General features: G+C 56.5%; 14 protein-coding genes. 3 read left to right on the plus strand and 11 right to left on the minus strand.

From position 1 onward, the window contains the following. Nucleotides 1-195 precede the first annotated feature (195 nt). The 10 genes from BBDE_RS10445 to BBDE_RS10490 all read right to left on the minus strand — a co-directional run bounded on the left by BBDE_RS10445 (nt 196) and on the right by BBDE_RS10490 (nt 15406). Complete coding sequence (locus BBDE_RS10445) at nt 196-1557, minus strand: isopeptide-forming domain-containing fimbrial protein (protein WP_012902594.1); 1362 nt, start codon at nt 1555-1557, stop codon at nt 196-198. A gap of 17 nt (nt 1558-1574) precedes the next feature. Continuing rightward, complete coding sequence (locus BBDE_RS10450) at nt 1575-1910, minus strand: hypothetical protein (protein ID WP_003838219.1); 336 nt, start codon at nt 1908-1910, stop codon at nt 1575-1577. A gap of 108 nt (nt 1911-2018) precedes the next feature. Continuing rightward, nucleotides 2019-5990, minus strand: a complete 3972-nt coding sequence (locus BBDE_RS10455) for a SpaA isopeptide-forming pilin-related protein (protein ID WP_230454336.1) — start codon at nt 5988-5990, stop codon at nt 2019-2021. A gap of 718 nt (nt 5991-6708) precedes the next feature. After that, nucleotides 6709-7740, minus strand: coding sequence for a LacI family DNA-binding transcriptional regulator (locus BBDE_RS10460; protein WP_003838214.1), 1032 nt, complete (start codon nt 7738-7740; stop codon nt 6709-6711). 156 nt (nt 7741-7896) lie between these two features. After that, the gene (locus BBDE_RS10465; RefSeq protein WP_003838213.1) at nt 7897-8697 is read right to left on the minus strand and encodes a TraX family protein; all 801 of its coding nucleotides are present in this window, start codon (nt 8695-8697) and stop codon (nt 7897-7899) included. Nucleotides 8698-8702: 5 nt separating this feature from the next. Then, nucleotides 8703-9521 carry an HAD family hydrolase gene (locus BBDE_RS10470; protein WP_003838211.1) on the minus strand — a complete coding sequence of 273 codons (819 nt, stop codon included), beginning with the start codon at nt 9519-9521 and terminating at the stop codon, nt 8703-8705. A gap of 1 nt (nt 9522) precedes the next feature. Beyond that, nucleotides 9523-11571, minus strand: coding sequence for an alpha-amylase family glycosyl hydrolase (locus tag BBDE_RS10475; RefSeq protein WP_003838209.1), 2049 nt, complete (start codon nt 11569-11571; stop codon nt 9523-9525). 4 nt (nt 11572-11575) lie between these two features. Beyond that, the gene (locus BBDE_RS10480; RefSeq protein WP_003838207.1) at nt 11576-12475 is read right to left on the minus strand and encodes a sugar ABC transporter permease; all 900 of its coding nucleotides are present in this window, start codon (nt 12473-12475) and stop codon (nt 11576-11578) included. Beyond that, the gene (locus BBDE_RS10485) at nt 12472-13845 is read right to left on the minus strand and encodes a carbohydrate ABC transporter permease (protein WP_003844333.1); all 1374 of its coding nucleotides are present in this window, start codon (nt 13843-13845) and stop codon (nt 12472-12474) included. Before BBDE_RS10485 ends, BBDE_RS10480 begins: the two co-directional genes overlap by 4 nt. 322 nt (nt 13846-14167) lie before the next feature. After that, the gene (locus tag BBDE_RS10490) at nt 14168-15406 is read right to left on the minus strand and encodes an extracellular solute-binding protein (RefSeq protein WP_003838202.1); all 1239 of its coding nucleotides are present in this window, start codon (nt 15404-15406) and stop codon (nt 14168-14170) included. A 238-nt stretch (nt 15407-15644) separates the two neighbouring features. Here BBDE_RS10490 and BBDE_RS10495 point away from each other — a divergent pair, with 238 nt between their 5' ends. Further along, the gene (locus tag BBDE_RS10495; RefSeq protein ID WP_003838199.1) at nt 15645-17255 is read left to right on the plus strand and encodes an alpha-amylase family glycosyl hydrolase; all 1611 of its coding nucleotides are present in this window, start codon (nt 15645-15647) and stop codon (nt 17253-17255) included. A 251-nt stretch (nt 17256-17506) separates the two neighbouring features. Further along, nucleotides 17507-19672 (plus strand): 4-alpha-glucanotransferase, encoded by a 2166-nt coding sequence (malQ, locus tag BBDE_RS10500; RefSeq protein WP_003838195.1) that lies wholly within the window; start codon nt 17507-17509, stop codon nt 19670-19672. Nucleotides 19673-19785: 113 nt separating this feature from the next. Here malQ and BBDE_RS10505 read toward each other — a convergent pair whose 3' ends face one another. After that, a complete protein-coding gene (locus tag BBDE_RS10505) occupies nt 19786-21546 on the minus strand; it encodes a glycoside hydrolase family 13 protein (RefSeq protein WP_003838194.1) in 1761 nt (586 codons plus the stop codon). A 128-nt stretch (nt 21547-21674) separates the two neighbouring features. Here BBDE_RS10505 and BBDE_RS10510 point away from each other — a divergent pair, with 128 nt between their 5' ends. Next, nucleotides 21675-22286 carry a YesL family protein gene (locus BBDE_RS10510; RefSeq protein WP_003838193.1) on the plus strand — a complete coding sequence of 204 codons (612 nt, stop codon included), beginning with the start codon at nt 21675-21677 and terminating at the stop codon, nt 22284-22286. The last annotated feature ends 12 nt before the right edge of the window (nt 22287-22298 follow it).

Raw genomic sequence — 22298 nt, forward strand, 5'->3', positions numbered from 1 at the left:
GCAGTTTACAAGGGATAAGAGGCAGTCCAGCCCGACATGCGTGAATTAAGTTATTGTTCAGTTATTGCGATTTGCGACTGCTGTCCGTCCAGACCTGTTACGTGAATCTGGACGGACGACAGCCTATTCAGTTATCTGGAATTTGGGGATTTCGCAATCAGACTGTCGCACACGGCGACAGTCCGACCATGCCGGTCAGGCGTTGCGGCGACGCAGAGCCATCACCAGGATCGCACCAGCCAGCATGAACACGGCGATACCGGCCACGTACAGCAGCACAGTGCCCATGCCACCAGTGGAGGGGAGGTTGGAGCCCGGCATATCGACAAGGGCGTTGGTCAAACCCTTCGAATTCGTCAAGGTCACTGTCGGAACAGTTTCGTTAAGCTTGTGTTCAGCCTTAATCTCAATCGTCGTGTCAGCAACCGTGTTGTAGCCTTCCGGAGTCTTGGTTTCGGAAAGGACATACTTACCAGCGTCGAGACCGCTAATGTTGAACTTACCCTTTTGTCCATCTTCGGAACGGGAAGTGATTTCAGTCTGAGCGCTGGTAGCTTCATCAGCATCGTCAGAGACAGCCGGACGATAAGCATTCTTGGTGGAATCCCAGATGAGCTTCACGGCATCGCCCTTGCTACCAGTCTTCGTATCATCATATTTGTACAGGGTGAATCCTGCGCCAGCGAGCTCGTTACCAGCCTCATTCTTGCCAGCGTACTTGGTGTTATCAATCTTGAAGGAGTAGACGTACACGTCGTTACCCGGGGTGTGACCCGTATCGCCTTCACCACCAACATTCGGATTGTTGGAGTAGTCAAGGGAAACACCGTTCTTGTTGGTAGTGGTCGCGCCATCGGTGTTGGTGACTGCAGCATCATTATTCAAGTGAGCAGCATACTCAACTGCCACGGTAATCTCCTGGGTACCGAGTGCTTCAGCGGAAAAGCCAGTGACCTTCTTTAAGTCAGCAATGGTCAGAGTCCAAGCCTTAGAACCGTCCGTAGCACCAAGAACTGCAACTGGATCAGTCTTAGTGTAACCATTATCAGCCAAAGTCAGCGTAGTATCACCATACTTGACCTTGACGGAATTGATTTTCTCGAAAGTAATGCTCTTGCTCATCGTGTCGTTAAATACGACCTTGTAGGACTCATAAGCCTTGAAGTTGGCATCACCCGGAATGGTAGCCGCCAAACGGAAGTTGAAAGACTCGCCAACGGCATGATCAGCGGTGTTGCCCCAACCCTCCTGATCCTGCGATTCGGTATCCTTGTCACCTGTCTCATCTTGGACTTCCTTCTTCACAGTCGGAGTCTTAGACTTCGGATCGACAGTCACATCACCAACAACCTGCATGATATAGGCGCTGTAGGCATCGTTATTGCCAAGAGCTTCACCAGTTTTTTCGTCAACGATGAGGTAATAACCAGCCTCGGTGACAGTGCCAGTGTAAGCGGTCTTACCAGCGTTCTGAATCAGAGGAGTCTTGGTGTCAGCCAGATGAGCGGCCTGACCGGTCTTGCTGGCAAGCGCATTAGAGAAGGATTCTGCAGTCATAGTACCAGTGTTGGTTGTCAATTTTTCAGCAACCTTGGCAGCGGTCTTGTCTGCATCAGAAGTGAGACTCGCCCAGTTGTACAGTGCGGTTTTACCAGCTTCGCTGACACCGGATCCCCACTCAATGTTGCTGAGGCACGAGGGGTAACACCATCCTGTTCATTCTGGCTTTCCTTCAGGTCACCCTTGAACACCTGATAAGCGTTGAAAGTGTGTTTATCGTTCTTCTCATTTACCGTGATGGTGTAGCTCCCGGTTGTCACTGCCATGGCGGCGGAGGCACCGGCGAAACCGGCGACTGCCATCGCTGCGGTGGCTGCCACAGCTACGAGGCCCTTAAGAATCTTGTTCATGTTTCTTCCTTTTCCTAATTTCGGTTGTTTCTTCATTGAATTGTGGTAATCCCAAGGGGATTGAGGTCTCTATGTCTGACCGTCCTCCCCCTTGTCTCGCCAAGGTGATCATTGCTGCCGCTCTTTTGCCTCGAGGGCCAGGAGGCCAGCCATGATCGCAACCACCGCCGCGAGCAAGCCCGCAGCGTAAATCTTCATATCCCCGCCACCGCCGGCTTCCGGCAGAATCACGCTCGGAGTATTGGCGATATTGCCGCCGTCGACACTCAAGCTCACAGAGCCACTATTCGGCCCGATGGTGAATGTAGTGACCGCATTGGTGAGGTTGAATCCATCAGGAGCCTTAGTCTCAATAAGCTGGTATTCGCCCCAAGGTAATCCAGTGACGTTAAACTCGCCTTTCCCGGATGCAGTGTCGTGGAATGAATCCGTTCCGCAGTTTTCCGTGCAATCAGCAATGGCATGTTCAACACCGTTCGGCAACTTCTCATACTGCGAAATAGCAACGTTCCATGCGGAAAGCTGAGTGAGTTTCCATTCAGAGCCACCAAGCTTGGTGTCCGACGCTTCAGAAGAGACCTTGTTCCATGTAACAGAACCTGTCTTACGCGTATTGGCAATCAGAGCTGTAGCCCCGGAAGTCACACCGCTCGGATTCGTCCAAGTCACCTGACCGTTGGCAACAGTAAACCTATAGGTTTCGTTGCTCTTATCATAGCCCTCAGGAGCCGTCGTCTCCGTCAACTCGTAGTCGCCATCAGTCACATCTTCAATCTTGAACTCACCAGGATTGGAGTTGACATCACAACGGTGACCATCATTAGAGCAATCGACGGTATTATCCGACGAGGCGAGCATCGGAACTGCGGACTTCGCCAGTAAATAAGTAACTGGTTCTAGTTGCTGATTAGATTCGTCTGCCACCGAGACAACTGCGATTCTCGATTCATTACTTTGCGAAGCAATGGAACATCCGCTAGGCAAATCACTGCTCGCGGTTCCACCACCCTGAATTCCGACGTACAATGTGTTGGTCTGCGTGCCACTGAACTTAATCTCTGAACCTGCCTTGGCATCAGGCCAAATTCGATTATTACCAGCATTAGTCCAATTCGACCCACCGATAACCTTGAATCGCCAACTCGAACCTGCTTGAGAAAGAGGGATGGAAACAGAATAGTAGTTGCTATTGCAGCTGGAAATACTCATTTCCTCGAAATACTGTGTACTCCCTGTAGAATCCCAGTAAGCGAGATAATAAGACGACCAAGTCCTCCAAGACTTCGGGAAATACACCATGGCCTTCAGCTCTTGCACCTGCACCTGAAATGTGTTCGTCTTATCGCCAGCCGAAACCGTGATAGCGGCAATGCCTGCTTGTAACGCGTTAATTGTTACTGACTTGGCACGAATAGCCCCATCAGAAGTGGAAGTCGCACTGTCGGCAGTCAACGATGCCACAGCGAAATCCTTGACTTTCCAAACTGGCGTCACCGAATCTGGCGTCACCGTAGCGGTCAGCGTAATCGAGCCACCCTGCGTCAGCGAAATCATGTCTCCGTTTGCGACTGTTTCCCCGCTTTCATTTGTCACGCTAAGAGTGGCTACTTCAGGATCGGTCACCGTAACGGTGATGCTTCCACAAACACTTGCATCTGAAGTGGAGCACGCTCTAATGGTTGTCTTACCTTTAGTCAACGCAGTGATTGTGCCAGCAGTAACCGATGCGACGTCTGGCGCAGTCGAACTCCACGTCACGCTTTGCGGCGTACCTTCTGGAAGGACAGTTGCGGCAACCGTCTGAGTGGTACTGGATTCCATGGAAACATCAGCACCGCCATTGACGGTAACTTTTGTCACCTTGACACGATTGTCGTCAATCGTCCAAGTCTTGTTCGCATCGCTACCGGAAGTCGCCTTCAACTGCCAGGTCGAACCGGTAAGCGTTGCGGAATCCTGTTCGGCATCGGTCTTCTTCCATTCCACGGCAGTGCCGGATGCTTTGTTGACGATTCCGGTATTCAAATGCAACAGTCTGCTGTCATTGTCCGTAATTTCAATACCCGCGCTGTTATATACCTTGTCGATGATGCTGTAGGTACCACCTGCTTCGCCTGCAACGATGCGATAGATATTGGTGTTCTGAACGTAGCCTTCGATGGTGCCAGTTTCCTTGATGTAATACGTGGAATTCGGATTAAGATCGGTCATCGGTTCAATCACGCCTACGGTAGAATCCGCATCATTGGCGATGTTGTCACCGACCGTAGTCAAAGGCTTGACAGTAGGATCAGCGCTCGTTGCAGCACTCAGGGAACCATAAACCGCCCATGTGGTGCCTGCTTTCAGTTTATTGCCGTCACTGTCGACCTTGTTCCACTTGATGCGCACGCCCTGCGGATTATAGGATGCGGCCCACGGGAAGTTATGACGTTCCTGATCCATGTCGATGATGGAGGCGGTCTTGGCGAGAGTTCCATTCATCGTCGCTTGGGTCGGGTTGTACATCATGAAGTCCTGACCGACATACACACGACCATTGGTGGTGACGTGCGACTCGAAGCTGCCGTTCGGTACCATAATGCTGCCGAGCATGGCGGCTGCAGGGTCATCAGTGACAGATGAGCCGGACATCGAAGTCTCCTGCGTATACCAATCGTTCGCGCTGTCCGCATGCAGTTTGGTGAGATTCACGTTGCTTGCATTCTGTGTGGTGCCACCCATAATGGTGACGGAAGACGCGTCGGCGAAGTTCCACATAATCTTCTGCGCAACCTTGGAATACAGCGCCGACTCAGTCTGACTGTCCGAACCAGTGACATAGCCATTCGAAATTTCGTACACATTGCCATCGGAAATGTCGGAACTCGCGGTGCCGCCATACCAGAAACGCCAACCAGTACGCATGACAATCGGAGTATTCGCTCCAGTCGTATCATCGACGACGTTGATTAGGATGGAAGCGTTCTCTGGAATGTTACGAAACCAGAAATCCAAACCTTTGTCATTGTTGACATTCAGCAGGCTGGCGCTGACCTCGAAAATCTGCAGGGAAGAAGTACCGTCGCCGGTGAAGGTGAGCAGCCTCTCGGAATCTTGAGCGAAATCCATGCTGGCCTTGTAGGTGGAGAAGGACGTCTCAGCACCACGTCCAGCGGCCCATGTCTGTTTGCCGTTGTTCTTCTCTGTTTCGTTCTTCGCGAACGCGTCGTATTTATCGTAATCGTATTTCTTACGTACGTATTCGCTCTGAGCAGGAGCGAAGCCGGAAACGACGGTGCCATTGGACGTCCAGCTTTTCTGTGTTGCGGAATCGTTCGTGACCTTGGTGCCATAGGTATCGATGGAATTGCCCTGACCGTCCTTCACAGTGCTGAAGTCCTTGATGTTCCACTGCGCGTCGGAATCATCCGTATTGCTGTAGCCGTACTGGTAGATCGAACGTAACTTGATGGTGTCATCGTTATTGGCTGTACCCCACACTTTGGTACGCGAACCGGCAAGCTTGGTGCTGAAGTTCGACCATTCATTGTTACGCCGTACCTGCAGAATGCCACCGCCTTGGGTACTGGTACCGGTGATGGTGGACGGCCAAGCCTGCACAATACTTTGTACAGAATTATCAAAGGCGGAATGCGTTCCCTCCACGGCAAGAATGGTGGAGCCATTCGCAGGCTGATACTGGGCGCCGAATGCCACGGTACCGATGGTGAAGAAACCTTTCTGGGCGCGCTGCATATAGCGTCCCCGCACAAAGGTCTGACCTTCCATTTCAGCGGCCCAGGAACCGTCGATGGAGTCCGCAGTGAGGCTTTGCCTATCGCCGTCCTTGGGCTTGCCGACGTAGAAATCGCGACCGACGAATGTGGCGAGCCCGGTATCGACGTCGTTCACCGACGTTCCGTTATCGCCCATGGAGATGTTGCTGGGCACAAAAATCGCACCGTCAGCGAGAGTATTGTCGGCTTTGGCGCTGCACACAGGAATGAGCGCGGTGAGGGCCACGGTAGCCATCATGGAGACGGCGAGAATGGCGGCGGTCAGGGCATGGGCACGCGAAGCGGCACTGGCTTCCTTCATGCGCATGCCTGAGCAGTGTCGCAGTCCAGCGCCAATGACACCGTTCGTAAGTAGTTGCCTCATCTCGTCCCCTTCGAACATCCTTCCTCACCCACCTTTGAGTAGGAAATGACATCCTTTGCAGTTCGCTTCTTCTCTCTCAAGACGGCAGCTACGCCACCCGATTTACTGACGTATCCTATGGATACAGGAAATAACGGTAACCTTTACAGTCATGAAAATCTATGAAACAAAAAATCCTCTACCCCCCCCCAGCAAGATATTTTTTATTAGTTGAATTTACTTAAGGGGTTCATCACCACCAGAAAAGACATTGTGCCAACGTTTTCAAAAAGCGCCCTCGACCACCAAAGGGGTTGATTGTTTCTCATGCGCCCATCCACCCCCGGCGTGTCACGCGACACCTACCTGCAAAACGTTTCATTCTTTTGCAGAAAACATCCCCCTAGTACAACCGTGCATCACACCCTTTACCACCCGATGCACCCTTGGCAAGATGGTGTTCCAATCGACGTCAACGCCATTGACCCATGTCAAAGTACCAGATATAAGAGAAATGCAAGGTCGCGAAATCCGTAACCTTCACTCCCACGCAATGCCTTCAGCAAACCGGAGACAACCCGAGCGGACATAAGTGCCAAAGCCTAAAATCGCAAGATTTACCACGAAACGGGGCCTGTCCCATGCCAGTCCCGCAAAACGTCAACTTAAGACCAACCTAGCTCTGATTGCCACCATACACGGAATCGGTGCCGCGCAGCACCAATTGGGCGCGAACCACTTCATGCGGGGTTTCCACGCTCTCGCCTGCGATGAGCTTCATGGCCTTATGCGCGGCAAGACGCCCCATGGCAAACGGATCCTGACGCATGGTGGTCAAGTTCACCGTATCGGCGTACGGCGAATCATCGAATCCGATAATCGAAAAGTCACGTGGCGTACGATGCCCATAACGATCAAGCTTCAGTACCAATGGGATGGCCATCATATCGGTCTGACAGCAAATCGCGTCGGGAAACTCGTCCAGCGCCAGCAATGCCGTCAGCGCCGAATCCGCAAATGTCTTGCCACGCGGAACGGCAAGCACCTGCCATGTGAACTGATGCGTGGCCTCGGCCATCTTGCAGGCGCGAACGAAGCCCTGCCCTCGGGCGTCAATGGAGGAATTGATCGAATCAATCGCCTCGGAGCACACGTATATCAGGTTTTTGTGTCCCAGACTGATCAGATGCTGTGCGGCGGTGAACATACCGGCCTCGTCATCGATACTGATGCTTGCGTCAAAACCGGCCGCGGAGGGAGTATTGATACCGATGATCGGCACATGAATCCGCTTGAGCTGCTCGACTTCCTGCGGCTCGATGGCGAACGATGCCACGAACACGGCGTCGACGTTACGGCGTACCGGCAGGTTGGTGAAGAAATCACGGCGGTTCTCGGCCGTATCGATGTGCTGGAACAAGGAAATGTCGTAGCCGGCTTCATGCATCACGGCATTGATGCCCGCAAACACTTCGGTGTTGAACCAGCTGGTGATCTCCTCGTTCATGAGCAAGGCCACACGGTACGTCTGCCCGGATTTCAGCGAGGTCGCGGAACGGGAAATGTTGAAGTCCAACTTATCGGCCGTTTCCAGTACCTTGCGCCTGGTGCGCTCGGAAACGAGCTCGGGACGCGTGAACGCGCGAGAGACTGTCGAAATCGATACTCCCGCGGCTTTGGCCACCTCACGAATGCCAGCCTTATCCATGTCGGCCCCTTTGCGACTTGCGGCACTGCCGCCACGCCCGTCATGGACGCATGATGGCGACGATGCCCCTCTTGATACTGATTCCATCATACTGCGAACGTTGTCAAAAACGAACCAGCATTCTTGCAATCCTTACGAATCGAAATCTCATACGGATCATGCCGCCAACGCACACACCAGCAGCAAGACCGGGTATAACGCATAGAACACCCACTTGTCCCACGCATGCCTATAGCCGAGTTTGCCGTTATGGAAATGAGTGAACAGCACACCGAAACCCGGAGCAATCATCATCACCGCACCGAACAGGCCGGCAGTGAGCATCATCGTGTTCTCATATTTGCGCATGAGGGTGAAAATCAACACGAAACCAAGCGTCACCGCTCCTAGGCTCATCAGGTGCTGACGCAATCCGACGCGCAACAGCAAGTCCCAGAGCAGACCGATCAGCACCATCACGACGGAAAGAATCCAACGCATAGCGCCCTGATGGCGTTCAGCAATCCAATCCATCAAGGCAAGCACCGCCAATGCTATGAACAGACCAAACACGGGATTCTGCGAACCCAAGTCGAACGCACGCCCCGACGTGGCCATGTCATACGGCACTTCGCAGACCAACGCCAGCACGAACAGCTCCATGCCATATATCACCCGGCTATGCGTGTGCTCATACCCTCGCACCAGCAGCCAAGCGTACATCGGCACCGCACACCACGACACCACTTCGCATAGCACCATCGCGGTCAACGAACCCATATCGTTCGTGTTCGAGCCGAACAGCAACGGCACGAGCGTGGTACTTGCCGCGGAAAGGAACAGGAAGAAACCGCCGATCGTCTTGAGTCCGAACGTGGTCAGGCCACGTCCGCGGCGCCGCCTGCGCGAGCCGCCGAAACCGATCTGCTCGGTGCTATCGTTTCCTTCGCCGTGCTCGGCGTATCCTTCCATGACCATCCTCCTCAGGTGTTCAGCACGTAGTCAAGCAACCCGTCATAGTCCGCTCCTGTGAACGAACATACCGCATGACGCGAAACGACCGGATCATGCGTCGGTGATATTTCCGTACGGAAATACGCGCCGTCGATGCCGGCCGCGGCTGCGCCGATGATGTCGTTGGTCTCGTCGTTGCCGACCATGAGTGACCGTTCGGCGGTGACGAGCTCGCGGTCGAGCGCTGACATGTACAAGTCGCGCGCGGGCTTGCGCATGCCCTCCTCGCTGGAGATGATCACATCGTCAAGCACATCGGCAAGCCCCGTCATCTCCAACTCAGGTCGGGTATAGCAAGATTGCGCATTGCTCAGCAGCACCACTCCCACGCCTGCTTCCCGCAGTCGCCCGATCATATCGAGCGCACCTTGGTAGAGTCGGATCATGCCGGTACTGCCCTGACGGAACGCCCAAGCCGCCTGTGCCGCCGCCTGCGGGAGTGGCAGAATCCGTTCAACCTCGTCGGCTTGGTCGATGAGCAGCGAACGATAGACCGGGAGAATATCGAACTCCCTCCAATCGTCCCGCACGGTACTGCGATTGGCTTGGCGCAGCATCTCACCCGCCTCGAGTCGCGCAAAGCGGCCACGCAACGCTTCCACCGATTCGTATTCGACGCCGAATCCCCGCAACTTCTCATACAACGCCTGCCAGGCGGTTTCGGACCGTTCGTCGGTGCGAATATCGATCAGCGTTCCATACAGATCGAAGAACACCACTTGATAACGTGGCCCCCTTGTCATCAACGCCGCATCGTTCATAATCCGTCCTTTCGTCATGGAGACCATTTCAGCGGAGCTGCCAGATTGCAAACGTATGCGGCGGCACCACGATATAGTCACCATCACCTGCATCGATCGTGACGCCCATCTGGCCGGAACTCAGCACGGCGCACCACTGCTTGTTGCTCCACCCGTCTCCCGCAACCGCGATGTCCGCGACATTGATGGCGATCGGCGTATCCTCGGGATTGGCGAAAACCGCATACCCGTTGACACGGAATACCAGCTCGTCCCCCGGCGTGGTGACGATGCTGCGTTGCGCATCGAACCAGTCGGGATTCTCCTTGCGCAATGCGATCAGACGGGCATAATAGTCAATCATGTCGCGCATCTGGTAGGCATGATTCCAGTCGAGCCAGTTGAGTTCGTGGGAGGAATCATAGGAATCCTCATTGCCATATTTGGTGCGTGCGAACTCTTCGCCGGAGAGCATGAACGGCAGACCTGCGGAGGTCAATATGATGCCGGCCGCCATACGATTCGCCGCCATGATGCGCCGTACCGCGACGCGCTCCTCTTCATTCAAGGGACGCGCGTCGTAGATACCGGAGGTGACGGCCGCTCTGGCAACGGCAGATGACTCGACCCTGTCGGAGCCATTTGAGGCAGCCACGGCTGCCGCGGCCTCACCGCGTATGCTCGCACACAGCTTGTCCCACAACGTCAGATCGTCATGCGCCGAAACGTACTGCACGATCTGCCCTGCCTCACCCTCCGGCCGCGGCGAGGTACGCCACGCATTCACCGCTTGGCGAATCTTGCGCGCGGTGGCATGCTCGCCGCCGTTCACGAAGCCCGGACGGTTCGAATAGAACACATGGCCTTTGATGGTGTCGCGCGTAGTGTCGCAGAAGTGCCCGATACGCTTGTCCAGCAATCGTAGGCCTTTCTTGTCGGCCAGCACGGTACCCGGCAACGGCGCGGATGCTCCGGCAGCCCACGGTTCGCCGTACATGATGATGTCCCTGCCACGCTCCGGAATCTCATCCAAGGCGGCACGCACGGCGTTCATGGTGTCGACGTCGATCAGCCCCATCAGATCGAACCGGAACCCGTCGATGTGGTATTCGCGCGCCCAGTATGTCACGGATTCCACTACGAAACGGCGAAACATCGCGCGTTCGGTGGCCATGTCGCAACCGCAGCTGGAACCGTTGGCAAGCGCCCCGTTCGGTTTGCGGCGCAGGAAGTATTCCGGCACGGACCGCTCGAACCAGTTGTCGGGTGAGAACATGTGGTTATAGACCACATCCATGATCACTTTGAAGCCGGCGTCATGCAACGCCTGCACCATCTGCTTGCACTCACGGATGCGCACGGCCCCGTCATACGGATTGGTCGCGTACGAGCCTTCCGGAACGTTGTAGTTAACCGGATCATAACCCCAGTTATAACGATTGCAGGTGGTTTCGTCTACGGAACCATAGTCGTGCAACGGCATCAACTGCACCGCCGTGACGCCGAGTCGTTTCAGATAGGCGATACCCGTCGGAAAATCGGGATGGCCGTCCAAGGAAGTGTCGGCATCGGTGAAGGCAAGATACTTGCCGCGATGGGATTCCGGAAAACCGCCCGCCGGATCATTGCTGAAGTCTCCGACGTGCGTCTCCCACACGATCGTCTGCGACAGCGGTATTTCAGGCATATGGTCATGATCCCACCCCTCGGGGTCGGTGCGGGGCAGGTCGACCACCATGCTGCGCCGGCCGTTCACGCCGGCCGCACGAGCCCATGGATCCGCGACACGATCGATCGATCCGCATTCACGGTGAATCAAAAAATCGTAGTAGACGCCATGCTTGTTGTCCGCAAAATCATAGACCCATGAACCATCCGTCTGCGGACGCATCGGGTATTGCCCAATCAACGCGTCGCCGCGTTCACCCATGGAGCCGTGTGTAAACAGCCTCAGCGTCACCTTATCGGCCGCAGGCGCCCAGAGAGCGAACTGGGTGCCGGCAGGCGAAACCACGGCACCCAGTTGCCGTTCCAGACACAGCGGGAACGGTTCGGCGACGCTCGTATTCGGCTGTTCGTAGCTGGTTACGAGCGTCATTACATCATCCCTTCACGGAACCCGCCATGGATTCCTGGTAGAAGCGCTGCATCAAGATGAACAGGATGGCGATCGGAATGGAGATCACGACCGCAGCCGCCGCGAAGCGGGCATACCAGTTCTGGATGTATTCCTTCTGCAGCATGAGCCACAGGCCCAATGCCACGGTGTAGTTGGACTGCGTGCGGCAGATCACCTTGGCCATGACGAAGTCGAGCCACGGACCCAAGAAGCCGATGATGGCCTGATAGACGATCATGGGCTTGCAGATCGGGATGATGATCTTGTAGAACACCTGGAACCGGGTGCAGCCGTCAAGCAGCGCAGCCTCGTCAAGCGAGGTCGGAATGGTGTCCATATAGCCCTTCATCACGTAGAAGCCCGCGCCGGTACCGGCCGAGTAGACCAGAATCAGGGCGACGATCGTCATGTTGCCATCGGCCAGGCCCATGGCCTTGAGAATGAAGTAGATGGCGGTGACGGCCATGATGCTCGGGAACATGCCCAAAATCAGCACGACGTTCATGAAGGTCTTACGCACGCGGAAACGCATGCGGCTCATGCAGTACGCCACGGACAAGACGAAGATCACCGAGATGACGCAGGTGAAGCACGCGATGATGAACGTGGTCGTGAACATCTTCGGGAAGTTCAGCACGTTACGGTCGGTGAACAGCACCTTATAGTTCTCGAGCGTCCATTCCTTCGGGAAGAAGCTGCTGGTATACGGTGCGGTGTTCTTATTGAACGATTCCGCGAACACCCACACGATCGGAACGAGCCAGATGACCGCCAGTACCGCCAGGAACAGATGGGCCGCGATGTCGCCGACGATGCGGCGCTTCTTCTGGTCGTGCAAAAGGCCGTGGCTTTCGACTTCGGCTACGGAGTGCTTGTTGCTCATCGGAATGCCTCCTCATTCTTGTAGGAGCCGGAATTGCGGTAGGTGATCAGCGAGACCACGGCCAGCACGACGAAGGTCATGATGCCGATGACGGCACCCAGGTTGTAGTCCTGCTTGTCGACGGTCAGCTTGTACAGCCAGGTGATCAACAGGTCGGTCTTGCCGGCGGAGTCGCCCAGCGGCGTCGGATCGCCGGCGGACAACAGGTAGATCACGTTGAAGTTGTTCACGTTGCCGGTGAAGGTGGTGATCAGGTACGGAGTGAGCACGAAGATGATATATGGCATGGTAATCTTCGTGAAGATCTGCCACCAGTTGGCGCCGTCGATCTTTGCGGCCTCGTACTGGTCGGCCGGAATGTTCTGCAGAATGCCGGTAATCTGCATGATGGTGTACGGGATACCGACCCACAGATTGATGACGATGACGGTGACGCGGGCCCACGTGGCGTTCGTGAAGAACGGCAGTGGATCAGTAATCCAGCCCCATGTCTGCAACATGCGATTGACCGCGCCCTGCGGCTGGAGCATGGTGTGCATGACCAGCAAGGACACGAATTGCGGCACGGCGATCGACATGGAGAAGCATGCACGCCAGAAGCCCTTGCCGCGAGTGGTCTTGCGGTTGATGATCATGGCCACGAACATGCCGAGGAAGAAGTTCAGGAACGTGGCGAAGAACGCCCACACCAAGGTCCAGATCAGCACTCGGACGAACAGTCCGGCATTGACGGTGCCGCCGCTGTTGGAGAATACGGTGGCGAAGTTCTTCAGGCCGACCCAATCGAAAAGAACCAGATTCTTATGGTCATAGCTGGTGAATGCCATGGAGATCATGAAGATCAACGGCAGCACGGTGAAGACCGCAATACCCAGCGTAGGCAGGAACATCAGCAACAGGTGCGCCTTGGCGTCGAGCAATTCATGCACATCGTCCATGAAGCTCGGGGCCTTGCCGTTCTCCTGCATCTGGACCTGGGACTTGTAGGCAGCGCGCACGGATAGGATCCACAGCCCTACGAAGGCGACGCAAATCACGATGGAGCACACGCCATACAGCAGGATGACCACGGAACGATCAGGTTCGACGTACTCCCAGAAGCCGTCAACGAGCTTCTTGCCGCCCTTGTTTTCTCCTAGGCTCGGAATCTTGGACAGGTATCCGATGCCGCTGGTGAACAGGTACACAAAGAATGCGACTTCCAAAGCCAGCATGGCAATGCCCTTGACATACTGCTTGCGAACGATGTTGCCCAGACCGAACACGATTGCGGAAAGCCTAGTGAATACATCACCTTTGGTCAATGCCGCCTTTACCGTATATGGCGATGGGGGAACGTAATCAGCGCCTTGCTTCCGGCGGCGCTTCATCTCCCGGGGGGAAAGAGTTATTGCTGTCATTTCGACCGCCTCTCTATTGGGAACGAACCATCTCACGCATGGAAGCGGATCCGCTCTGCCGTGCTTCATTGCGTGAAAGATTCGCGCTTACATAAAAAGGCCTTGCTTTCCGGACAAGGGGAAGGAGAATTGAAAACCTTGCCCGGGAATGCAAAGCGTAAAGGAGGAGTGAGTCATGGTGCCGAAATCATAGGAGGCATCATGACTCGCAATGCGTCCAGTGTGGTCGGTGGTCGGCGAATGCATCGCCGACCACCGCAATATTCAGTTATTGTTGTCTGCCATCACCGATTCACTCGGCGATGGTGCCCTTGGCCTGGGTGACCCAATCCTGGTACTTGGAAGCGGCGTTGTCCTTGGTGATTTCCTTGTTGACCAGAGCCTTGCCGAAGGTCTCGGCCGGAGTCCACCAGTCGTTCATGCCGGCCAGACCGGACTGCAGGATTGCGGTGTTGGCCATGGTATCGGCCTGGGCCTGAGCCGCGATATCATCCTTGGTGAGATCGGCCAAGGACTTGTCGGTCGGCGGGATGGAACGCATCTCGTAATGCAGCTTCTGGGATTCGGTGGAGCCAAGGTAGGCTGCGAACTGAGCGGCGGCCTTGGTGTTCTTGGCGTTCGGATTGTAGGCGACGGCCTTGGTGGCCGCGAAGGACTTCATCTGCTTCTTCTGGCCGTTCACGGTGAAGGTCGGCAGCTGGGTGGCGGCGTAGTTGTCGCCCAGGGCTTCCTTGACGTCTTTGGCGGACCAGGTGCCGGAGAAGAGCACGTCGGCGGAGCCGTCCTTGATGGCGGCCAGACCGGAGGCGCCATCATCGTTGCTGAAGTTCGGGTTGGCAACCACGTCGACCAGGTAGGAAGTGATGTCGGCGCCATCCTTCGGGAAGACCATGCCGGCCTTCTCGTCGTTGCCGGACTTGCCGAACAGGGTCAGACCATCGAAGAAGCCGTTGATGTACCAGGAATTGGACATCGGGAAGGTGACCTTGGCCTTGGCGAGCATGGCGTCGAAGTCCTTGGCCTCGTCCGCGGTGATCTTGGACTTGTTGTAGTACATGAACCAGGTGTTGTCGGTGTACGGCACGCCGTAGAGCTTGCCGTCGGTGCCGGTGACGGAGTTGATTTCCAGATCGCCGTTCTGTTCCTTGACCTGCTTCTCGGCGTCGGTGCCCAGCTGTCCGATGCCACCCCGTTCGATGAGGGTGCCCAACTGATCGGAAGCGAACATGTAGACATCCGCGGCGGAAGCCGGATCGGTGGCGACGTTCTTGGAAGCGTCGCCCTCGGAGACGACATCGTTCTTCCACGTGATCTTGTATTCCGGGTGAGCCTTGGCGAAGTTCTCTTCGACCTTACCCAGCCAATTGGAGTCCTTGGCCTGATCTTCCTGCGGAGCCCACACGCTCAGCGTGATGGCTTCGGTGCCCGAAGAGCCCGAGGAGCCGTTGCTTCCGGAGCCGCACGCCGCAAGCGGTACCAGCATGGAGACAGCAGCCGTCAGTCCGATTGCCTTCTTCCAATCGATCTTCATTGATCTTCCTTTCCTCACATAACCTGTGTTCCCTCAACACAGCCAGTATCAAGCGTTCGCTCAAGCTCTGCATACGTTCACATCATCGTTTCACGGATAATTGCTGTCCGTCCTTGGAGCCACCGGGAGTGCATCAGTGATTGTCACTATACCACATTTCTGCCAACGTTTGCAATTTGCGGTAGGATATTTTCATCGTCATCAGGCAAGCCGTATCTTTCCAAGGAGACACATCACCATGGATTCCCGCCCGACGCACTCCAGGCCGGCATGGCTCGATACCGCCGTGTTCTACGAGATCTATCCTCAATCCTTTGCCGACGCGAACGGCGATGGCATCGGCGACATCGACGGAATCACCGCCCGTCTGGATTACATTCAGGACCTTGGATGCAATGCGATTTGGCTGAATCCCTGCTTCGATTCCCCCTTCAAAGATGCCGGCTATGATGTGCGCGACTACCGACTCGTATCCCCCCGATACGGTACGAACGCCGATCTGATCGCACTGTTTCACGAGGTACACGAACGCGGCATGCACATCCTGCTCGACCTGGTCCCCGGTCACACCAGCGAAGAGCACGCATGGTTCCGTCGTAGCGCCGAAGCCGATCACAACGAGTATTCCGATCGATACATCTGGACGGATTCGTGGATCGCAGGCGGCGACGGGCTGCCGTTCATCGGCGGCGAATCACCGCGCAACGGCACCTACATCCTGAATTTCTTCAAATGCCAGCCAGCCCTCAACTACGGGTTCGCCCATCCAAAACATGCTTGGCAGCAACCCGCCCTGGGACCGGACGCACTCACCACCGCCGACGCGATGGTCGACATCATGCGTTTCTGGCTGTCCCGCGGCGCCGATGGCTTCCGCGTGGACATGGCTGACAGTCTCGTCAAGCATGACGATGACGGCAAGCCCTATACGATCCGCACCTGGCAGTACATGTTCTCGAAGATTCGCCCGGAATTTCCCGAAGTCGCGTTCGTATCGGAATGGGGACGTCCATGCGAAAGCCTTGAAGCGGGATTCGACATGGATTTCTATCTGGACTGGCGCTGGGACGGCATTCCGAACGGGTACAACATGTTGTTGCGCAACGTTGACGACCCCTTGAGCCGCGATGGCGACCTGAGCTATTTCAACGCGGATTCTGAGACGCCGATCGCCTCGTTTCTGGAGCAATATGAGCCGCAGCTGCGCGATGCGGAACGGCTGGGAGGCACGTTTAATTTCATCACCTGCAATCATGACACCGCACGCATCGCACCGCGATTGAGCGAACGCGAGATCGCCCTGGCCTACTGCACGCTGTTCGCCATGCCAGGCACGCCGTTCCTGTATTACGGCGATGAAATCGGCATGCGATATCTGCCCCTGACCACCCTGGAAGGGGGTTACGTACGCACTGGCTCACGCACGCCGATGCAGTGGAGCGCAGCAAGTTTGGCTGGGTTGAAGGCCGGAGCTATCGCGCACACGGATGACGAGACCTCCGCCTACCTGCCGGTCGACCCATCCGCCGATGCGCCGACCGTCGCCGAATCGCGAACACGAGATGATTCGCTATGGCGCATCGTGCACGACATGCTCCATCTCAGAAACGAAACCGAGGCACTCCATGCAAGGGGGACGTTCACGGCATTGAGTCGTGGGCGATTGTTCGCATTCGCGCGGTCGTCGGGGCCGCAAAGGGTGATTATCGCCGTCAATCCAAGCCGGCACAGCGAACGTTTGCAGTTGCCGGAAGGCGATTTTACCGAAATCTTCCATATCGGCGATATCGATGTCTCCGGCAACTCTCTGAACATGAGCCTGCAAAGCTTCGCAATCCTACGAGACTAAGTATGCTTCATATTGCAAACGTTCGTCATAACAACCGCGACAAATCAATATGCCAGCCATAGCACAGTCATCATAAACCTATATATCGCAACCATTTTCGACAGCACAACATACGTTGAAAACGATAGCATACTATGGTACAGTAATCGTCATAACGCCTGCCGGCGGCATCGCAGCCTGCCGGCACTCACATAGACAGCGTCGTTGCACAGCATGTAGGCGGACGCATACGAAAGGGAGACTGAATCAGCATGACAGCATCAACGCAGCACACCGAAAGCGCCGAGCGTATCGCGCGCCCGCTTATCCAGCTGGCCAAAATCAACGGCATCTCCACCTCGTATATCGACCAGCTCGGCACCTATGTTGAGATCCGCGACGAAGTGCTTGTTTCCGTGCTGGCCGCACTGGGTGTGGACGCATCCACCGAGCAAGCCATCACCGATTCATACGCCGAGGCCAGGCAGCGCATTGCCGATACGCTCATACCGCCGACCGTGGTGAAGTTCATCGGCAGACCGACCACCATCCCCATTCATAACAAGGGCAACGATGTGACGTTGCGTCTTATGCTGGAAGACGGTACGCAATACGCCGAAAACCTGTGCATGCACCTGATGCCGCAAAATGACGGCTCACTGCAGCTGAATCTGCCTGACGACATTCCCGTCGGCTACCATACCCTACGCGTAAACGCAGGTGAGATGCACGGCGAGGCGACGCTGATCTGCGCATCGACCCGCATCGAATTGCCGAAAGCCGTTGCCGAAAAGCAGCGTTGGGGTTGGATGACGCAGCTGTATTCCGTACGTTCCGCCGAATCGTGGGGCGTAGGCGATTACGGCGATCTGCGAAGACTGCTGAAAGACGCCGCGGAGAAGTCGCACGCCGACTTCATGCTGATCAATCCGATCCATGCGACCGCACCGATCGAGCCACTTGAGCCTTCGCCGTATCTGCCGGAATCCCGTCGATTCCTCAACGTCACCTATATTCGGCCGCAGGATATCGAGGAGTATGCCAATCTCGATGAAGTCGACCTGGCCGAGGTCGAACGTCTGCATGCCGAAGTGTCGCCGGCCAACGACGACCCGAATCCGATGGACATCAATACCGCATGGTGGCATAAGCGCAAGGCCCTGCAACGCATATATGCAGTACCGCGTTCCGCCAGGCGCCAATCGGCATTCGAGGCGTTCAAGGAGGCGTCAGGCCCGGATCTGCGCGCATTCGCCGCATGGTCGGTGGCATTTGAGGTATGGGGTGCCCCATGGGAGAGCTCTTGGTTCGGCGAGACGAACCGTGATTCACCCGAGGTGGCCACGTTAATGCACGAACACGCCGACCTGATGGATTTCGAATGCTGGCTGCAGTGGATCGCCGCCGAACAGGTGACTGCCGCGCAGAGCACCGCACGCGAATCCGGCATGGCGCTGGGCCTGGTGCAGGATATGGCCGTGGGCGTGCACGCATTGGGCGCCGACGTGTGGTGGAATCCGGAACGTTTTGCCGTCGGTAGCGTGACCGTAGGTTGCCCGCCCGACTTCTACAACCAACAGGGTCAGGATTGGGGCCAGCCGCCGTTCAATCCGAATTATCTGGAGAAAACCGGTTACGGCGTATATCGCGACATGGTGCACAACATGTTCTCTCGTGCAGGTGCGGTACGCATCGACCATGTGCTGGGCCTGTTCCGCCTGTGGTGGATTCCGCAGGGCGAAGGCGCGAAGGGCGGTGCGTATGTTACGTATGATTACGAGGCGATGATAGCGATCCTTACCATCGAAGCCACGCGCGCGAACGGTTTGGTGATTGGCGAGGACCTGGGCACCGTACCGGACTACGTCCGCACCGTACTTGCCGATCATGGGCTGCTTGGCTGCATGGTGGAATGGTTCGCGCGCGTGGATGACTCCCCCAACGCCGGTGATCCTTATGCCGATCCCGCCACGTACCGCAAGTATGCGTTGGCATCCGTCACCACACACGACCTGCCGCCGACCGCCGGCTATCTCGAATTCGAACACGTGAAGCTACGCGAGCAATTGCATTTGCTATCGGGTCCGGTCGAGGAGTTCCGGGCTTCCGCGGCTGCGGAACGCCAGGCCATGCTCGACCGACTGGTGGAAAGCGGATTGGTCACGCCGGACGTCGCCGCCGATGTGGACGGGCATATCCAGGAGATCGTAGAGGCAATGCACAGGATGCTGCTCAGCTCGCCGTCCGTGCTCTTGCAGGCCGCGCTGGTCGATGGCGTGGGTGAAACCCGTTCACAGAACCAACCGGGCACTTCCAGCGAATACTCCAACTGGCGCGTGCCGCTGGCCGGCCCCGATGGCAAGGTCATCCACACCGATGAGGTGTTCGACCTGCCACGCGTTCAATCTCTTGCCGCCATCATGAACGGCGGCAAGTAGGATGCATTCCATCGCAGTGCCGGACCGGTGAGACATGTCTCACCGGTCCGGCACTGCGATTGCTTGGATGAACAGGTCCATGAAACCGACACCGCAATCGGATGCCACATCACTCAGCCAAGCAGCATCCAGACCGACGTGTCCTGCGGGAGTTCACCGTCATCGGTCAACAAACCGGATTCGGCTATGACCACGCCGCCTTCCGGCAGCTCGACCGATACGGCTCCGAAATTCGTGACGGATACGAATCGACGGCCCTTCGTGGCGGGACGGGAATACGCAACCACCGCATCTCCCATATCAAGCAACTCGGCAGACGTATCGCCGGTAGCCGTCAGCACGGTCTGACGCAATTTCAGCAGTTTGCGGTACAGCGCCAGCATCGAATCATCATCAGCAATCTGAACGTCGGCGGCGAAATCCTTGAACCAAACCGGCTGCGGCAGATGTGCATCGGCAACGGCGGAACCGTCCGCATGCGAGACCGGTCCGAAACCGAACGTCGCGCCGGCGATGAAATCATCATTCCATGGAGCCGGCTCACCACAATCGTCGGCGTTCCACGGCAACGGCACACGGCATCCGTCACGACCTTTGTCGGTGAAGTTGCGGCGGGTGTTGCGTGGCGTGGGATCCTCAAGACGATCCCACGGAATGTTCGCCACTTCGAACAAGCCCAGTTCCTCGCCCTGATACACATACACGGATCCCGGCAGACCGATTTCCATCAGCGCGGCGGCACGAGCACGGCGGGTGCCCACCTCACGATCCTCCGGGTAGGTGCCGCCGTCACGCAGCAGCCAATCATGCGCGAGCTGATGGAACGGTGCGCCCTTGACCTGTGGCAGACCGTAGCGGGACGGGCTGCGTGGCACGTCGTGGTTGTTCATGACCCACGTGGTGGTGGATCCATTGGTCTCGGTGGCCGCTTTCAGGCCATCCTCGATGGCGCCGCGGAATTCATCGGCGAACCAGCCCGCTTCGGCGAATTCAAAGTTGAACACTTGTCCAAGCTCGTCGGTGGAGGCATACATATGCTGAGATTCGGCGCGTACCCAGGCCTCGCCTACTGCGAAACGCGGCGGATCATACTCGTTGAACACGTCACGCCATTCACGATAGATCTCATGCACTTCAGGACGATCCCACAGAGGACTCAGACCATGTTCCGGCGGCAGTTGCTTCTGCACCGCCATCGGGTCCATGTCGGCGAGCGGCACGGAATCGAGATCCTTCGCCAAGCCGTGCGCCACGTCGATACGGAAGCCATCCGTACCGTGATCGGACCAGAATCGCAGGGTCTTCTTGAATTCCTCATGTACGTCCGGATTCTTCCAGTTGAGGTCCGGCTGCTCCTTCGCGAACAGGTGCAGGTACCACTGTCCATCCTCCACCTGCTGCCAAGCCGGGCCGCCGAACAGCGACTGCCAGTCATTCGGAGGCAGTTCACCGTTCTCGCCACGACCCTCACGGAAAATGTAACGGTCACGTGCGGCCGATTCCCGACCTGCGGCGAGCGCTTCGAGAAACATCTCATGTTTGTCCGCCGTGTGGTTCGGTACGATATCGACGATTACCTTGATACCGGCCCGATGCGCGGCCGCAGCCATCGCATCGAAGTCATCCATGGTACCGAGGCGCGGATCCACGTTGCGATAGTCGATCACGTCGTAGCCGCCGTCGGCCAGATCGGATGGATAGAACGGCGACAGCCAGATCGCATCGACGCCCAGCTCCTGCAGATAATCCATCTTTTCGGTGATACCGGCGATGTCGCCCAATCCGTCGCCGTTCACATCCTTGAAACTGCGCGGATAAATCTGGTAGACCACCGCCTGCTTCCACCAATCGTCACGCTGATTGTTTGCAGTCATACATGACCCCTTTCTCACTGCGATCTGCTTATGAAAACGATACCATCAATCGTTTGCCGCACAGGTGCGGATCTCCCGCATCCTAGAGGCGACAACGATTGCCAGACTGTTCGAGTAGACTTGCGCCCATGAGGTTTCTTTCACCCGATTCCGGCTTTATGCGTGGCCTGAGCGACGCCGTCGACGCGATGTGGATCAACATCCTGATGATCGTCACCAGCATTCCGATCATCACCATCGGTGCGGCCTTGGCCGCCGGCCATGACACGGCCCGTAAGTCGTTGGCCGGGGAGGGCACGGTGACGCGCAATTATTTCGCCGCGTTCCGCTCGAATTTCATCAAGACGACCGGCTACTGGCTGATCTTCGGCGTCACCGGCGCGGTCAGCGTCTACTCGTGGATCGTGCTGCAGATCACACCGCTGCTGATTCCGAAATTCGCATTGAGCATCGTATGGATCATCGGATTCGAGTGGATTTGGGCATTGCAGGCGCGTTTTGAGAACTCGTTCTGGCGCACGTTGGGCAATGCGTTCGTTTTCGGCGTGAGCAACATCGGGCATACCTTGGCTTTGGCCGCCATCGATGCGGTGTTTGTGGCGTTGCTGGCAGGCAGTTGGTTCTACATGCCACAGGGCCTGTTTCTGCTGCTGATCCTCGGCTATGGCACCATGATCATGTTGCATACCCCGATCCTCGAGCACATATTCAGGCGCTACGTCCCCTCCCCCATTCAATAACGATCGTGGCGC

It is taken from the genome of Bifidobacterium dentium JCM 1195 = DSM 20436 (assembly GCF_001042595.1).
Lineage (GTDB): Bacteria > Actinomycetota > Actinomycetes > Actinomycetales > Bifidobacteriaceae > Bifidobacterium > Bifidobacterium dentium.

Bases quoted from the DNA above. Each gene is read 5' to 3' on its own strand.
- BBDE_RS10460 (WP_003838214.1), bottom strand. From the start codon at position 7,740: ATGGATAAGGCTGGCATTCGTGAGGTGGCCAAAGCCGCGGGAGTATCG.
- BBDE_RS10465 (WP_003838213.1), bottom strand. From the start codon at position 8,697: ATGGTCATGGAAGGATACGCCGAGCACGGCGAAGGAAACGATAGCACC.
- malQ (WP_003838195.1), top strand. From the start codon at position 17,507: ATGACAGCATCAACGCAGCACACCGAAAGCGCCGAGCGTATCGCGCGC.
- BBDE_RS10495 (WP_003838199.1), top strand. From the start codon at position 15,645: ATGGATTCCCGCCCGACGCACTCCAGGCCGGCATGGCTCGATACCGCC.
- BBDE_RS10475 (WP_003838209.1), bottom strand. From the start codon at position 11,571: ATGACGCTCGTAACCAGCTACGAACAGCCGAATACGAGCGTCGCCGAA.
- BBDE_RS10470 (WP_003838211.1), bottom strand. From the start codon at position 9,521: ATGGTCTCCATGACGAAAGGACGGATTATGAACGATGCGGCGTTGATG.
- BBDE_RS10485 (WP_003844333.1), bottom strand. From the start codon at position 13,845: ATGAAGCGCCGCCGGAAGCAAGGCGCTGATTACGTTCCCCCATCGCCA.
- BBDE_RS10450 (WP_003838219.1), bottom strand. From the start codon at position 1,910: ATGAACAAGATTCTTAAGGGCCTCGTAGCTGTGGCAGCCACCGCAGCG.
- BBDE_RS10445 (WP_012902594.1), bottom strand. From the start codon at position 1,557: ATGACTGCAGAATCCTTCTCTAATGCGCTTGCCAGCAAGACCGGTCAG.
- BBDE_RS10505 (WP_003838194.1), bottom strand. From the start codon at position 21,546: ATGACTGCAAACAATCAGCGTGACGATTGGTGGAAGCAGGCGGTGGTC.
- BBDE_RS10480 (WP_003838207.1), bottom strand. From the start codon at position 12,475: ATGAGCAACAAGCACTCCGTAGCCGAAGTCGAAAGCCACGGCCTTTTG.
- BBDE_RS10455 (WP_230454336.1), bottom strand. From the start codon at position 5,990: ATGAAGGAAGCCAGTGCCGCTTCGCGTGCCCATGCCCTGACCGCCGCC.
- BBDE_RS10510 (WP_003838193.1), top strand. From the start codon at position 21,675: ATGAGGTTTCTTTCACCCGATTCCGGCTTTATGCGTGGCCTGAGCGAC.
- BBDE_RS10490 (WP_003838202.1), bottom strand. From the start codon at position 15,406: ATGAAGATCGATTGGAAGAAGGCAATCGGACTGACGGCTGCTGTCTCC.